General features: G+C 71.0%; 12 protein-coding genes. 9 read left to right on the top strand and 3 right to left on the bottom strand.

Annotated features, from left to right (window positions below):
• Positions 1 to 106: 106 nt before the first annotated feature.
• Positions 107 to 1,069, bottom strand: coding sequence for a phosphotransferase family protein (locus AOK17_RS09715; protein ID WP_055612032.1), 963 nt, complete (start codon positions 1,067 to 1,069; stop codon positions 107 to 109).
• A 78-nt stretch (positions 1,070 to 1,147) separates the two neighbouring features.
• On the opposite strand from AOK17_RS09715, the gene AOK17_RS09710 reads away from it, so the two are divergent.
• Positions 1,148 to 2,680: a DUF4419 domain-containing protein gene (locus AOK17_RS09710; protein ID WP_055611956.1), complete on the top strand. Its 1,533-nt coding sequence runs from the start codon at positions 1,148 to 1,150 to the stop codon at positions 2,678 to 2,680.
• Positions 2,681 to 2,764: 84 nt separating this feature from the next.
• Here the strand turns inward: AOK17_RS09710 and AOK17_RS09705 are convergent, their stop codons facing one another.
• Positions 2,765 to 3,838, bottom strand: coding sequence for an alkene reductase (locus tag AOK17_RS09705; protein ID WP_055611955.1), 1,074 nt, complete (start codon positions 3,836 to 3,838; stop codon positions 2,765 to 2,767).
• A 134-nt stretch (positions 3,839 to 3,972) separates the two neighbouring features.
• Between AOK17_RS09705 and AOK17_RS09700 the strand changes: the two genes are divergently transcribed.
• From AOK17_RS09700 to AOK17_RS09665, 8 genes are all read left to right on the top strand, one after another.
• The gene (locus AOK17_RS09700) at positions 3,973 to 4,350 is read left to right on the top strand and encodes a MerR family transcriptional regulator (RefSeq protein ID WP_055611954.1); all 378 of its coding nucleotides are present in this window, start codon (positions 3,973 to 3,975) and stop codon (positions 4,348 to 4,350) included.
• 78 nt (positions 4,351 to 4,428) lie between these two features.
• Complete coding sequence (locus AOK17_RS09695; protein WP_055611953.1) at positions 4,429 to 5,280, top strand: class I SAM-dependent methyltransferase; 852 nt, start codon at positions 4,429 to 4,431, stop codon at positions 5,278 to 5,280.
• A gap of 49 nt (positions 5,281 to 5,329) precedes the next feature.
• Complete coding sequence (locus AOK17_RS09690) at positions 5,330 to 5,866, top strand: HAD domain-containing protein (RefSeq protein ID WP_055611952.1); 537 nt, start codon at positions 5,330 to 5,332, stop codon at positions 5,864 to 5,866.
• Between the two features lie 69 nt (positions 5,867 to 5,935).
• Positions 5,936 to 7,486 carry a HEAT repeat domain-containing protein gene (locus AOK17_RS09685; RefSeq protein ID WP_055611951.1) on the top strand — a complete coding sequence of 517 codons (1,551 nt, stop codon included), beginning with the start codon at positions 5,936 to 5,938 and terminating at the stop codon, positions 7,484 to 7,486.
• Positions 7,487 to 7,596: 110 nt separating this feature from the next.
• The gene (locus AOK17_RS09680; RefSeq protein ID WP_055611950.1) at positions 7,597 to 9,063 is read left to right on the top strand and encodes a hypothetical protein; all 1,467 of its coding nucleotides are present in this window, start codon (positions 7,597 to 7,599) and stop codon (positions 9,061 to 9,063) included.
• A gap of 121 nt (positions 9,064 to 9,184) precedes the next feature.
• Positions 9,185 to 10,447 carry an AAA family ATPase gene (locus AOK17_RS09675; RefSeq protein ID WP_055611949.1) on the top strand — a complete coding sequence of 421 codons (1,263 nt, stop codon included), beginning with the start codon at positions 9,185 to 9,187 and terminating at the stop codon, positions 10,445 to 10,447.
• Complete coding sequence (locus AOK17_RS09670) at positions 10,444 to 11,718, top strand: vWA domain-containing protein (protein WP_055611948.1); 1,275 nt, start codon at positions 10,444 to 10,446, stop codon at positions 11,716 to 11,718. The genes AOK17_RS09675 and AOK17_RS09670 overlap by 4 nt, the downstream gene beginning before the upstream one ends.
• Before the next feature lie 306 nt (positions 11,719 to 12,024).
• Positions 12,025 to 13,002: a phosphotriesterase family protein gene (locus tag AOK17_RS09665; protein WP_055611947.1), complete on the top strand. Its 978-nt coding sequence runs from the start codon at positions 12,025 to 12,027 to the stop codon at positions 13,000 to 13,002.
• On the opposite strand, the gene AOK17_RS09660 is transcribed toward AOK17_RS09665, so the two are convergent.
• On the bottom strand, positions 12,999 to 13,925 hold the full coding sequence (locus AOK17_RS09660) for a helix-turn-helix transcriptional regulator (protein WP_055611946.1): 927 nt from the start codon (positions 13,923 to 13,925) through the stop codon (positions 12,999 to 13,001). The two genes, AOK17_RS09665 and AOK17_RS09660, sit on opposite strands and share 4 nt — an antisense overlap.
• Positions 13,926 to 14,067 lie beyond the last annotated feature (142 nt).

Genomic DNA, 14,067 nt, shown 5'->3' with positions numbered 1-14,067 from the left:
GCGCGGTCGGGCGCGGTCATTCGTAGCGGGGTCGGCCCTAGCTGAGTCATACGCAGCGGAGTCATTCGTAGCTGAGTCGTCCCTAGCTGAAGCATCAGTAGCGGAGTCATCCGTAGCGGCTGAAGAGTGCCTGGACGTAGTCCTCCAGCCGGTGGGTGAGCGTCGCGGGTGTCAGGTCATGCCTGCCCAGTTCCCGCCAGGGCCCGGCGACCTTCTCCGCGTCCGGTGCGAAGGCCAGGGCATCCAGCAGACGCCAGTACAGGTGAGCTCCGGGATCCCCGTCGAGCATGCCCCCGGCCGCCAAGTAGTCGTCGGCCAGGCGCATTCCGGCGTCGACGCCGTGCAGCAGGGCGAGCGCGGTGGAGCAGTGGGCCACGTCCAGGTCGGCCGGACCCCAGGAGGTCTCCACCCAGTCCACGACGCCGGTGACCGCCAAGTCGGCGCCGTGGCCCGTGAAGAGGACGTTGCCGGGATGGAAGTCGCGGTGCAGGAAACAAGGCCGGTAGGGCGGGGGCGGACGACGGATGACGTCCACGGCGCGTCGCCACAGCTCGGGCCGCCGCGTGCCTTCGGGCAACCGCACGCGATCGGCTGCCGTCCAGGCCTCGTACGTACGAGGTCGTGCCCCCGTCGGCACGAACAGCCCGTGGATGTCGAGGAGTTGTCGAGCCAGCAGCTCGGTCCTGCGCGGGACGTCCTCGTCGTCGTCCAGCCTGACGCGTCCGGGCAGCAAGGACATCAGGAGCGAGGGGTGGTCACAGTGCTCCGCAAGGGCATCCACACCATGGAAGTCGGCTACCGGCACATGTGTCTCCGCGAGGAACCTCAGCATGTCCGCTTCGCGCGTGAGCAGCCCCTGCGCGTGCTTGACGAAGAAGGGCTTGACGAACGACCGCAGGACGAGCGACCGGGGTTCGCCGTTCCTCCCTTCGATGTCGAGACGGCGCATCTGCGAGGTCCAGCCGCCACGCAGCGGGACGACGGCCCTGATGCGATCGCCTTCACCCAGCGTCTTCTCCACCCAGGCACGGGTGTTGGACCAGCCCTGATCGTCCACTCCGGCACCCATGACGTCCGTATGCTCGCCCGCGTCCACGGGGTCAGCCTACTGATCACCGAGGAGCCCGGAACTCAATAGAATCGCGCGATGGTGACCTTCGAGATCGACGATGTGACGCCCGCTCCAGAGCCACTGCCCACGCGGCCTCTCGGTGACCTGGTCGTGGACGCGCTCGCAGTCGGTGGTGACCCCCGTACGCCGGTCGTCGAGCCGAACGGTGTGCATCCGCTGCTCGGGGCGGTGGGGCGGGCGTTCGCCGATCATCGTCGGCTCGTGCTGACTCCGGACGCGGTGTGGCTGACGATCGCGCAGGGCCTCGCCCAGCACATCCGTCTGCACGCCGAGGAACTGCGGCCACGGCTGGTGCGTCACGCGGGCCGCAAGCGGCTCACCGTGACCGTCGACGGGCCGATGCCGCACGACCCGAACTCCTGGCAGGACGCTGTGGAGTTGTTCCACAAACTGCTCGCGGCGGAGATCGACGGCAACGGCACGACCGCCGACCTCTTCGAGTGCGACTTCTCCACCAGTACCGACGTCGAGCGGGTCGCGGGGCGCATCGTCATGCTCGACGCGTACGCGCCGTACTTCGCCTTGTGGATGACCTTCGTCTGCGGAATCCCGTCGATCACGTTGGCCGGCACGGTCGAGGACTGGCAGCGGATACGCGCTCGACTGGACGCGGTCGCCGATCTCGGCATGGAGACGTGGTGCCGGTCGCTCGTCCCGATAGCCGACCAGTTCGTCCGTGCCGCGGCGGGCGACATCGACACCGCGTTCTGGCGCCGCATCTACAGCCCGGTCGACGCCTACGGCGGCGAGGTGGTCACCGGGTGGATCGCACGGTTCTATCCGTACCTGACCCGCGACGGTGCCGTCACGAGGCCGAATCCACTGCTGGAACTCCCCCTCGACGAACCGCGCGACCTGACCCTCGACGGCATGTTCTACACGGGCCCGGGAGTGCGCAGCGACGACGTGCCGGCGACCCTGTCACGGCTGATCGTCCACATCAACGACCGGGTGGAAGGCGACAATCGAGTGGTCGCCCTGCATGCCGGGCTCGTGGGTGTCGGCCAGGACGACGACGGGTCGCTGCGGCCGGTGGCGGGCTGGCATCTCGCGTCGGCGGCGGTCGAGATGGACGACGTGATCGACCGGATCGTGCGTGACCATGCCACCACCCCCGCGCAGTCACCGGACGGGCTCTGGTTCGAGGGGTGCGCGGACGTGGTGGCCCTCTACAGTCGTGTCGGCTCGGCGACACTGTTCGACGGCGCCTGGCGGCTGCGGCCCATCGCCGACCGCCGCACGGTGTGGCGCGGCCACCGCGCGCACTCGATCGCCGTCATCATCGACCTCGCGGACGGCCGGAGTCTCGGCGCTGTCGACAACTCCCCTGCAGGGACCACTCATTGGGTCGTCTGCCGGATCGAGGAGGTGCCGTCGGACGGTGAAGACACGAACCGCCCGCGCTTCCACCTCGTCGACGAGCCGAGCGAAGTCCCGGTGTACGGCACTTCGCTCGCTTTCCTCCTCGACGCGGCCCTGGACTCGGACGGTGACATCGCACATCTGGAGACCGGCCGACTCGACGAACTGGACCGCGCCATCGTCTGACCGAGGCGACCGGATACCCGGCTCGGAAGCCGGTGAGCGGCGCGCCGTCGGGCGCGCCGCCCGGTCCCGGTCGAACCGCCGCCGTCAGGCGCTGTACTGGTGCGCCGGATACGTCAGATACCCCGCGTCGCCGCCCTGGTAGTAGGTCGCCTCGTCGACGGGCGCGACAGGCACACCCGTGCGCAGGCGTTCCACCAGGTCGGGGTTGGCGATGAAGGCGCGGCCGAAGCTGATGAGGTCCGCGCCCAGACCGAGCCAGTGGTCGGCCTCGGACCGGCCGGTCTGCTTGGGGCCCATGGGGACGACCGGGTTCATGACGAGTGTGCCCGGCCAGGCACGGCGGAGCGCCACCAGCACCTCTTCGTCCGCGGTCGCTTCGAGATGGACGTACGCCACCTCCAGTCGCGCCAACTCGCCGAGCAGGGCGGTGTAGAGCTCGGTGACCTCCGTGTCCCGCACGCCCCAGAAGGTCCCGCCCGGGGAGAGCCGGATGCCCGTGCGCGCCGCGCCGACCGCCTCGACGGTCGCGGAAGCCGCCTCGACGGCGAACCTGATCCGGTGGGCCACGGAGCCTCCGTACCCGTCCGTGCGCAGGTTGGCGTTGGACGAGAGGAACTGTGAGATCAGGTATCCGTTGGCTCCGTGCAGTTCCACTCCGTCGAATCCCGCGTCCACGGCCCGGCGTGCCGCGTCGGCGTACGAGCGGGCGTGCTCCGGGACTTCCGAGGTCTCCAGCGCGCGGGGTACGGGGGCCGGCTGGGGCCCGGTCGGCGTGAACACGTCGCCGACGGCGGGCACGGCCGACGGGCCGACGGGCCGCGTGCCCGTGGTGTCGGGATGCGAGACGCGCCCGCCGTGCATGAGCTGGGCGAAGAGCCGTCCGCCGTTGGCGTGCACGGCGTCCGTCACCTGCTGCCACGAGGCCTGCTGCTCGTCGGTGTGCAGACCGGGCGTGCCCGGGTTGGACTGCCCGATCAGACTCGGCTGGACGCCCTCGGTCACGATCAGCCCGGCGGTCGCGCGCTGGGCGTAGTAGGTCGCCATCGACGGTGTCGCCAGGCCGCCGGAAGCGGCCCTCACCCGGGTCATGGGGGCCATCACGACGCGGTTGGGCAGCGTCAGTTCGCCGAGCTGATGGCGCTGGAACAGGCTCGTCACTTCAGGACTCCTTCGCGATCCGTCGGCCCGGGTCCCGGGCACAGCGGTTACGCTAAAACCTGACATTGACGTCAGAGGCAAGGCCTGTGTCGTAGGTAACAGCACAGGCAACAGCCGGGAGCGGGGAGAACGACATGCGCATCGGAGAGCTCGCCGAACGGGCCGGGGTCAGCGTCCGGTCGCTGCGCTACTACGAGGAGCAGGGCCTGCTCACCAGCACCCGCAGCGCCAGTGGCCAGCGGCACTACACGGACTACGAGGTCGAGCGCGTCACCTTCATCCAGCGGCTGTACGCGGCAGGACTGTCCAGCCGCACCATCACCGAACTGCTCCCCTGCGTCGACTCGCCCAGCGAGGAACACTCGGACGCCGCCCTCGAACGCATGGGTCAGGAACGTGATCGGCTCACGGCTCACATCGCGGACCTCGCCCAGACCCGCGACGCCCTGGACGGTCTGATGACCTCGGCCCGCGCATACCGCGATCAGCTCCAGGCGGCCACATCCCCCTGACACCGCCGCCCTCGCGCCGCCGCACCCCACCCCACCCAGACGGTGACATGGGACAAAGCCGGGCGTCACCATGTACGTATGACGGACGCGACGATCGTGAACACCCATCAGGCCGAGGCCTGGAACGGCTATGAAGGCACCCACTGGGCCGCCCACCAGACGCGCTACGACAATCTCAACGACGCCGCCAACGAGCCTCTCCTGGCCGCCGCCCGCATCAAGGACACGGACGCGGTACTCGACATCGGCTGCGGCAACGGACGTCTCGCCCGTCTCGCGGCCGGCCGAGGAGCCCGTGCCCTCGGCGTCGATCTGTCCGTGCCGATGCTGGAGCGGGCCAGGGCGAGCGCCACCGAGGAAGGGCTCGACAACGTCTCCTTCGTACAGGGCGACGCCCAGGTGTATCCCTTTCCCGAGGGGGGATTCGACGTGGCGCTCAGCCGCTTCGGGGTGATGTTCTTCGCCGATCCGGTGGCCGCGTTCGCCAACATCGGACGGGCGCTGCGGCCGGGCGGACGCCTCGCCTTCGTCTGTCCGCAGGCCTTCAGCCGTATGGAACAGTCCGTCATCCTCGCCGCCGTCGCCGAGCATGTGCCCCTGCCCGACCTGTCCCAGGACACGAAGACCGGCCCTGCCTCCTTCGCCGACCCCGAACGCACCACGGGCGTACTGCGCGACGCCGGCTTCGAGGATGCCGACGCCGAGGCGGTCGAACGGAGTCAGTTGTGGGGCGCGGACGCGGAGGACGCCGCGACCTTCCTCTTCGGCTGGGGCCCCATGCGGCACTGGCTGCGGGACGCCGACCCCGAGGCCACGGAGCGTGCCCGGCTTGCGGCGGTCGACGCCTTCCGCGCCTACGAGTCGGACACCGGTATACGGCTGACAGCCCGACTCTGGCTGGTGACCGCCACCTGGCCGGGAGTCGCGTAGACAAGCCAACCTCGGGGGCGGGAGCAGCGATGGAAACGGGGGTACCGGCATGAACCGGCCGCTTCTCTACCTCGACGTGGACGGGCCGCTCAACCCCTACGCCGCCAAGCCGCACCGGCGGCCCGCGGGGTATGCCACGCATCGGATGAAGCCCGAGGGCTGGATCGCCCAGCACCCCCGTACGCCGCGGGCCTACGTGAAGCCGCTCCGGGTGTGGCTCAACCCTGAACATGGCTCCCGCCTAAGGGAGTTGGGCGAGCGGTACGACCTGGTGTGGGCGACCACCTGGGGCGCGGAGGCCAACACGTTCATCGGGCCCGTCATCGGCCTTCCGCAGTTGCCGGTGGTGGACTGGCCCACGACACATGACATACGCCCGGACGGCACGTTCTGGAAGACCCGCCACCTGGTCGCGCACGCCGAGGGCCGCCCGTTCGCCTGGGTCGACGACGACCTCGACGACACCGACCGCGCTTTCGTCGCCTCGCACCACGGGGGCCCGGCGCTTCTCCATCATGTCGACGCCCGGGTCGGGCTGCTCGACACCGACTTCGCCGTCCTCGACTCCTTCGCCCGCGCGCTGTGACCTTCGGCGGACCCGGTCGGGCCGTACAACCTCCGAGCGGCTCGGAGGTCTTCCTTTCCGGGGTGTGACATGGGATCGGAGCACCAGATCGCCTTCTTCCTGCGCGAGTTGGCAGTTCGGAATACGCAGCGTCGCGTGGCGGCGGCGAAGGGGCTTGGCAAGGTCGGCCGTCGCGAGCACGCCTGGGTGCTCGCCGAGCTGGCCGGTGACCCGGTGCCCCAGGTCCGCGAGGCCGCGGCCATCGGCCTCGGCCGGCTCGGAGTGCCGGAAGCGGGCGAGAAGGCGTTGCCGCTCCTGATGGGCGACATGGATCCATGGGTACGCCGCAGGGCCGCACTCGCCACGATCCACCTTGAGCTGCGCGGTGACGGGATCGTGCGTGCCTTCACGAAACTGCTCGACGACCCGGAGTATCACGTCCGCATCAACGCTCTCGTCGGCCTGACGGCATTGGGCGTGCCCGGCGATGTCGCGTCGCTGGTGAGCCTGCTCGGCGATCCGGACGGAGCCGTGTGGGGACGGGCCCGGAGTCTGATCTACGACCTGAGGGACGATCCGGCCGTGAAGGCCGAGGTGATCCGGACGGCCCGGCACGGCGACGGCGCCGCACGCGTAGAGGCACTCACGTTGCTGCCGAGCCGGTGCACCGAGAGACTCATCGACTCACTGCTCGCGGGGCTGCGCGACCCGTCACCCGATGTACGGATCGCGGTGGCGAGGCGACTGTCCGGCGTGGAGACACCGCGGATTCGTGACGCCCTCGCCGCCGCGCTCGACGCCGAGCGGAGCCCGGCCGTGGCTGAGCGCCTACTGGGCATTCTGGAACAGCCGGGCGACCAGCGGCTGATCGGCCCGGCTCGGCGATGGCTTCGCGACGCCGTGGCCGGTCCGGCTGCCGCCCGCGCGCTGGGCGAGGTGGACAACGGGGCCGCCGTGGAGCACCTGCGCGGCGTCCTCACCGACACGGCCGTACCGGCACCGACCCGTGCCGCCGCCGCGAAAGCCATCGGCGAGTGCGGGAGATGGGACGCCGTGTGGCTGCTGCTCCCCCTGCTCGACGACCCGGACACGGACGTGCAGGCAGGTGCTGTCGACGGCCTGGGCGCAGCCGTCTACAACGGACTGCGCCTGTGGGAGCGTTGGCCCGTGACCCGTGCCCTGGTCGATCGCCTCACGGCCGAGCCGAGCACCGCCTGGCGGACGGGCTATGCCCTGATCGGGCTGCCTGATGCCCTGCCGGACCTGCGCCGCCTGGCCGACGGCACCGAGGTGCACGACGAGGTCCGGGCCGCGGTGCTCCCGCTGCTCGTCCCGGAAGACCTCGATGGCCCGGGTCACAACAAATACGGCGCCGAGGAGGACGTACGCCGCTTGGTGCGGGGGCTCGACGACCCTCAGGAGCCGGTCCGGTACAGCGCCGCGCTCGCTCTGCAGCAGTGGCTCAAGGTCGGCTTCGCGCTCCCGACGGACGGCGATGGCCCGCAGGACCGCGACGCCCCGCCGGGCCGCGATGCGCTGCACGACCGGCTGGTGGCCCTCGCCTCGGACCCGTCCCCGCGGCTGAGGCAGGCCGTGGCCGCCGTGCTCCAGGCCCTTGCGGATCCAGATGGCCCGAACTGACCGCCGCGGAAAACCACCTGACAGGTCGGCGCGGGGGCGCTACTGTCGCTCGCGATGACGACTCACTCTGTTGACAGAATGGGGGTCCCGTCCGCGCAAGGTGAGTGCTGATGCTCACTGACACCGCGTACGAGGATCTCCGCCTTTCCTTCTGGCCGCGCGTGCGGGAGTTCGCCGTGCCGCCCTCCATGATCGAGACCGCGTCCGCCCGTCGCCGTGCCGGGGACTGGGCCGGGGCGTGCGCCGCCGCCGGTGTGGATGTCGATCTCGATCTCCGGTCCCTGGCCCGTACCCGAGGCCGGGACCTCGCCGCCCAAGTCCGCGCGGATCTCCGCCACTTGGCGCCCGACCTGCTGCGCTGGCACATGCCGAGGATCGCTCCCCACGGGTTGCTGCGCCCGGGTCTGACGATCGCTCTGACGCGGTACGACGCGGAGGAGCGTGACGGCCCGGGCACGCGTGACAGCCCCGGCACGGTGTGTCTGGTGGTCCGGACGGCTCCCGCCTGGGCGGATGCCGGTCAGCGCATCAGCCTCGCGCTGTGGGACGGGTCCCATGCCGACACGGGCACCCGCCGTCACCCGCATCCCCGCCCCAACCGGCGGTTCCGCCTCGATCTGCACCGTCATCTGTGGGACGCGCGCAGGAGCGATGAGCTACGGGTCCGGTCGGGAGCCGATCGGGCGGTCGGCGAGGTCCTTGCCCTGGTGAATGCCTGCGAGGCATTCCGCCTGGTGAACCCGCATGTACTGGAGCCGGTGCCGTGGGATCCGCGCTGTGCCGTCGACCGGTGGGCCGCAGAGGCCCGGATACTGCTCCGCGCCGAGGGACGGTCCACCGGTACCGTCGCCGTGCGGGTGGGATCCGGGCAGCGGCTGCTGCTGGACCTGGCCGCGGGCGGTGAGGGCGCGGGGTCGCCCGGGTTCGCCCTCGCCGTGGCGCCCACGAAAGGGGCCACCGCCGCGCTGCCGGTCCTGCCCGACGCGGCGACCTGGACGCTGCCCGACCTGGAACTGATCCGCAGTGGTTCGATCGAGATCGGTCAACTGCACCCGCTGGTCGCTTCGGCGTTGGCACCGGACCACTCCCACTCCCCGAGAGGTCCCTCCCGGACCCCCGGGCGGGCGCCCGCCCTGCCAGGGCAACCGCACCTCGTGGAGTGCCGGGGAGAACAGCACCGGATCGGCCTGGTCGACGGCGTCCTGTCCCCGCTGGACCACGACCCCGGCGAGATCCGCCGGGAGGAACTCCTGGCCGAGCTGACCGGTACACCACTCCCCTGCCTCCAGATCATCGACACGGCCCACCGTCATCCGGACTGCCTCACCGGTGTCCGGGAACGCCTCCACCACGGTGACATCGTCGGAGCGCTGGCCGTCGTCGAGGGCCTGCTGGGTCCCGACGCACTGCTGCGCGGCGGCGCGCTGCGGGACGAACTGGAGAAGGCCGCGCGGCGGCGCATCCTCTACGGGCTCTTCCGGGCGGACCTCGCCGGCCCGGGACCCGACCGCGTCCGCCCGAGCCTGCCTCGCCCTCCCGGCCACCGCTCTCATCCACGCCACACGACCGGCCGCTGATCCAGGGGCATCTCTCCCCGCTTTCTACTCACCCCTGCTTACTCAGCCCTCCCCTCTACTCACCCCTCCCTCCATTCGCCCTGCCTCACTCGCCGCTCCACGAACCCTCAGGTGATCAAACATGCCCTCATACAGCCCGTTCGCCGCGCCCAGCGCACCCTCCGACCCGACGCACATCTCCCAACTCGACATCGCGGGCGACCTGTTGGCCCGCCTGCGCGACACCACCACGGAACCGCGCCCCGACAACCAACTGGAGGCCCTCACACTGGCCGTCGCCGCGGACCTGCCCGTCCTCCTGTGGGGCGAGCCGGGTATCGGCAAGACCGCGGCGCTGACACAACTCGCCGCGTCCCTGGACCTTCCACTGACCACCGTCATCGCCAGCGTGCACGAGCCGTCGGACTTCTCCGGGCTGCCCGTCATCGGCGACGATCCCGCGGAACAGGGCGTCCCGATGGCCCCGCCGGACTGGGCGGTCCGACTGGTACGGGCAGGCCGCGGGCTGCTGTTCCTGGACGAGCTGTCCACCGCGCCCCCTGCCGTGCAGGCCGCGCTGCTTCGCCTCGTACTCGAACGGCGCATCGGCGCCCTGCAGTTGCCGCCCGGCGTACGTATCGTGGCCGCCGCCAATCCGCGGTCCTCGGCGGCCGACGGCTGGGAGCTGAGCCCGCCCCTGGCCAACCGGTTCGTCCATCTCCAGTGGACCCACGACCACGACGTGGTGGTTCGCGGCCTCGGTGGGACCTGGCCGCGGGCCACCCTGCCGCGGCTGGATCCGGAGCGGCTGCCGGAGGCCGTGAGCTTCGCCCGTCGTGCCGTGTGCGAACTCCTCTCCGCCCGCCCCGGACTCGTACACCGGCTGCCCAGCAACGAGACGCGCCGGGGCGGACCCTGGCCGTCACCCCGCAGCTGGGAGATGACCCTGTGCCTGATCGCCTTCGCGACCGCGGCCGGTTCCTCCAGGGAGGTGCTGTCCCTGCTCGTCAGGGGAACGGTGGGCGACGGCCCCGGTCTGGAACTGCTGGCCGGCCTGGACCGTATGGACCTCCCGGACCCCGAACTGCTGCTCGCCGACCCGGAGTCCGCCGCCCTGCCCGAGCGAGGGGATCTGCGCCAGGCCGTGCTCGACGGTGTCGTGGCCGCTGTTCGCAAGCGCCCGGACAAGGCGCGCTGGGACGCCGCGTGGGCGCTTCTGGTGCGGGCGCTGGACACCGGAGCCCCGGACCTGGTGGTCGTCCCGGCGACCACACTCGCCTCGCTGCGTCAGCAGGACTGGGACGTTCCGGCATCGATCGAACGACTTGCCGGAGCGGTGTCCATCTCCCGGCGGGCAGACCTGGCGGCGGCCCGGGCCGCGGTCGCCACCAGGGCGAGCCGGTGATCGCGGAGCCGCCGAGGGCGCTGGACCTCGACAAGCTCTTCGCCGCCCGGCTGCAGGCGGCGCGGGCCCGGCCCTACCTGGCGACGGCACTGTTCGCCCTGCACACCGTGGAGTCGCGTTCAGTACCGACGATGGGCGTCGACCGGCACTGGCGGTGCTACGTCTCACCGGCGTTCGTGGATCGCACGCCGGTGGAGGAACTGGCCGGTGTGTGGGTGCACGAGGTGTCGCACCTGCTGCGCGACCACCACGGGCGCAGTGACAGGGTCGCGAAGGAACGGGGACTGACCGGCCCCGGGGAACGGCTGCGGATGAACATCGCCGCGGACTGCGAGATCAACGACGACGTGTACGGCGATGGGTTGGCCTGGCCCCAGCACGTCGTCGAGCCGGGCACCCTGGGGCTGCCCGAGGGCCAGCTCATGGAGGACTACCTGCGGCAGTTCCGGCTCGGGCCGCGCACACAGGACCACGCCTGGCTGGACTGCGGCAGCGGGGCGGACGGTCTGGACAGGGAGTGGGAGCTGGGGCCGAACGGCGCGAACGGCCTCAGCGCGCAGCAACGCGACGCGGTTCGGTTCCGGGTCGCGCAGGGCATCAAGGGCCGTCCGGGGAACGCCCCCAAGGCGTGGCAGCGCTGGGCCGAGGAGGCGTTCCAACCGCCCCAGGCGTGGCGGGAGTTGCTGGGCGCGGCGATCCGTTCGGCGACCTCGGGCTCCGGCGCGGGCCAGGACTACAGCTACGGCCGTCCCTCACGCCGGTCGGCCGGGTTGCCGGGCGTGGTGCTCCCCAGTCTTCGGCGCAGGCCGCCCCGGGTCTCCGTGATCATCGACACCTCAGGCTCGGTCAGCGACGCCGAACTGGGCAGCGCTCTCAGAGAGGTTGCCGCGATCTCCCGTGCCGTGGGCGGCCGGCGGGACCTGGTCTCCGTGCTGCCGTGCGACGCGTCCGCCGAGGTCGTGCATCCGTTGTGCCGTGCCGAGGGGATTCCGCTGCTGGGCGGCGGGGGCACGGACCTGCGCACGGGCTTCGCCAAGGCGCTCCGTACCCGGCCGCGGCCCGACGTCATCGTGGTCCTGACCGACGGTCAGACACCCTGGCCGAGCGCGCAGCCGTCCTGCCGGACGGTGGTCGGTCTGTTCCCACGGTCGTACGACTCCGAGCCGTACGCCTCCGGGTCGTGGGACGAGGACGATCCCGAGTACGTCCCCGACACGCCGCCCGCGTGGGCTCGCGTGGTGGAGATCGGCTCTACTCCCGCCGGTAGGTGATCCTTTCAGGTCAACTCGCGGAGCAGGTCCTGGAGTTCATGCTTGTGGCCCGGTCGACGTGATGTCCGGCTCGGCGGCGCCGGCCGCGCATCACGCCTGTGCGTCTCGGCGGCCCCGCCGGGCATCACGCCTGTGCGAAAGGACTGCGCGCCGACGCGAAAGACGGCGTCCCACGGCCCTGCGAGAGTCGTCACCAGGCCGAACCCGGGACTGTCCTCGGAGCGACGGTTCCGCCAGCAGTCCTCTCCCACCACACCCCGGCCGCCCGCTCGACGGGCGGTCCCGGGCGAGCATCGAAGGATCCGCATGACCTCGACCCCGCAGGTACAGACTGTCCGCGGCCCCGTGGCGGCCAGTGACCTCGGCGCCGTACTGATGCACGAGCACGTCTTCGTTCTCAGCGAGGAACTCCGGCAGGCCCTTCCGGAGACCTGGGACGAGCAGGAACACATCAGCGACGCGGTGACCCGGCTCAAGGCGCTTGCCGCGACGGGCGTCACCACCATCGTCGACCCCACCGTCATCGGGCTCGGACGCGATGTCTCACGAGTCGCCCTGGTGAACGAGCAGGTCGACCTCAACATCGTGGCGGCGACCGGCCTTTACACGCTGGCCGACGTCCCCGACTTCTTCCGGTACCACGGGCCGGGCACGATGCTCGGCGGGCCCGAGCGCATGACCGACCTGTTCGTCCGTGAACTCACCACGGGCATCGCGGACACGGGCATCAGGGCCGCGTTCCTGAAGTGCGCGATCGAGGACCAACTCACCCCGGGAGTCGAGCGGGTGATGCGAGCGGTCGCGCAGGCCCATCTGCGGACCGGGGCCCCGATCACGGTGCACACCAGCGCGGGTGCTCGTACGGGCCTCGTCGCACAGGAGGTCCTGCGGAGCGAAGGCGTGGGCCTCGGGGCGGTCGTCATCGGCCACAGCGGCGACACCGCCGACCTGGACTATCTGCACCAGCTCATCGACAACGGCTCGTACGTCGGCATGGACCGCTTCGGCCTCGACATCCTGCTGCCCGGCGACCAGCGAGTGGCGACCGTCGCGACGCTCGCGCACGAAGGGTTCGCCGAGCGGATGGTCCTGTCGCACGACGCGTCGTGCCACATCGACTGGTTCCCGCCCGGCGTACGGGAGCAGATCGCGCCGAACTGGCACTACACGCACCTGCACGACGAGGTGCTTCCGGCGCTGCGTCGCGCCGGCGTCACCGAGGCGCAGCTCACCACCATGCTGGTCGACAATCCCCGCCGGTACTTCAGCCCGTCCAACGGCTAGCCGCGTCTGGCCTCGCGGGGCGTCATCCCGAACTCCGACCGGAACGCGGTGGCGAACGAGGCATGGCTGCCGAAGCCGCAGGAATGGGCGATCTCCGCGATCGAGTACGTGGCCCAACTCGCGCCGGCCAGACGGGCTCGGGCGACGTTCAGCCGTTCGCGGCGGATGAGGTCGCGCGAGGTGGTGTTGGCCGCCTGCAGCACCTGCTGGACATAGCGCGCGGACCAGCCGAGCGCCCGCGCGACGCCGACGACGTCCAGGTCCCTGTCGCAGGCATGCTCGCGGATGTAACTCCGGATCGCGGCCTCGACCGTCGCTCGCTGCCCGGTGGGCGCCGAATCGTTGCCGCCCTCCGCTGCCAGACACACCAGGTCCAGCAGCCGGTCGCACGCGATGTCGAAGGTCGACTCGGAGAGTTGCTCACGCTCCTCGTGCAGTGTGGTCGTCAACTGCCGCACGACTCGGCCCAGTCCGCCGGCGCCGCTGAGTATGTGCGGCCCCTCGGCCGCGACCGGGCTGCGTCCGACGACGTTCTGGCCGGGCATGAGGAAGGAGAGCCCCACGAGATCGTCACCGTGCGCGAACGTCAGCGGGCGGTCGATGTCGCACAGCACCATGGTGCCGGGCCCGATCTCACCGGACGACGACCCCTGTTCCACCCAGGCCGTCCCGGCGAGCGGTACGAGGAGTTCGTACGTGCCCCGGGGGTCGGACCGGATGTGCCGGGTGTCCCTGTCGATCACTTCCTCACCGCCGGCGCACAGGGCGAGGCCGTAGACCTTCGACCGCTGCCACTCCAGGCGACCGGCCCACGGAGCGCGGCGATCCGGCACCTTGATGCGGCTCGCGCCGTGGAGGCCGGTGAAGACCTCGTCCCAGGCGCTCGCCGAGGAGACCGTGAGGTCCTGGCTCCGGGAAGACACGCCTCATCGTAAGGCCGGCCGCGGACCACCCCGCAGCTGTGAGCCAGCTCACGTCGCCGGGATCGAACTCCCGGGCCGGTCCCGCGTCTTGTCTGCGCGCAGCCGAACGGCGTCGTACCGGGATCCGCCTCCGCGAGATCCC

The organism is Streptomyces phaeochromogenes (genome assembly GCF_001418655.1).
Classification (GTDB): Bacteria; Actinomycetota; Actinomycetes; order Streptomycetales; family Streptomycetaceae; genus Streptomyces; species Streptomyces phaeochromogenes.
This window is presented reverse-complemented; position numbering and strand designations above follow the sequence as displayed.

What these genes read in the sequence shown, in the direction of transcription:
- AOK17_RS09715 (WP_055612032.1), bottom strand. Translation starts at nt 1,069, where the DNA reads ATGGGTGCCGGAGTGGACGATCAGGGCTGGTCCAACACCCGTGCCTGG.
- AOK17_RS09710 (WP_055611956.1), top strand. Translation starts at nt 1,148, where the DNA reads ATGGTGACCTTCGAGATCGACGATGTGACGCCCGCTCCAGAGCCACTG.
- AOK17_RS09700 (WP_055611954.1), top strand. Translation starts at nt 3,973, where the DNA reads ATGCGCATCGGAGAGCTCGCCGAACGGGCCGGGGTCAGCGTCCGGTCG.
- AOK17_RS09695 (WP_055611953.1), top strand. Translation starts at nt 4,429, where the DNA reads ATGACGGACGCGACGATCGTGAACACCCATCAGGCCGAGGCCTGGAAC.
- AOK17_RS09690 (WP_055611952.1), top strand. Translation starts at nt 5,330, where the DNA reads ATGAACCGGCCGCTTCTCTACCTCGACGTGGACGGGCCGCTCAACCCC.
- AOK17_RS09685 (WP_055611951.1), top strand. Translation starts at nt 5,936, where the DNA reads ATGGGATCGGAGCACCAGATCGCCTTCTTCCTGCGCGAGTTGGCAGTT.
- AOK17_RS09680 (WP_055611950.1), top strand. Translation starts at nt 7,597, where the DNA reads ATGCTCACTGACACCGCGTACGAGGATCTCCGCCTTTCCTTCTGGCCG.
- AOK17_RS09675 (WP_055611949.1), top strand. Translation starts at nt 9,185, where the DNA reads ATGCCCTCATACAGCCCGTTCGCCGCGCCCAGCGCACCCTCCGACCCG.
- AOK17_RS09665 (WP_055611947.1), top strand. Translation starts at nt 12,025, where the DNA reads ATGACCTCGACCCCGCAGGTACAGACTGTCCGCGGCCCCGTGGCGGCC.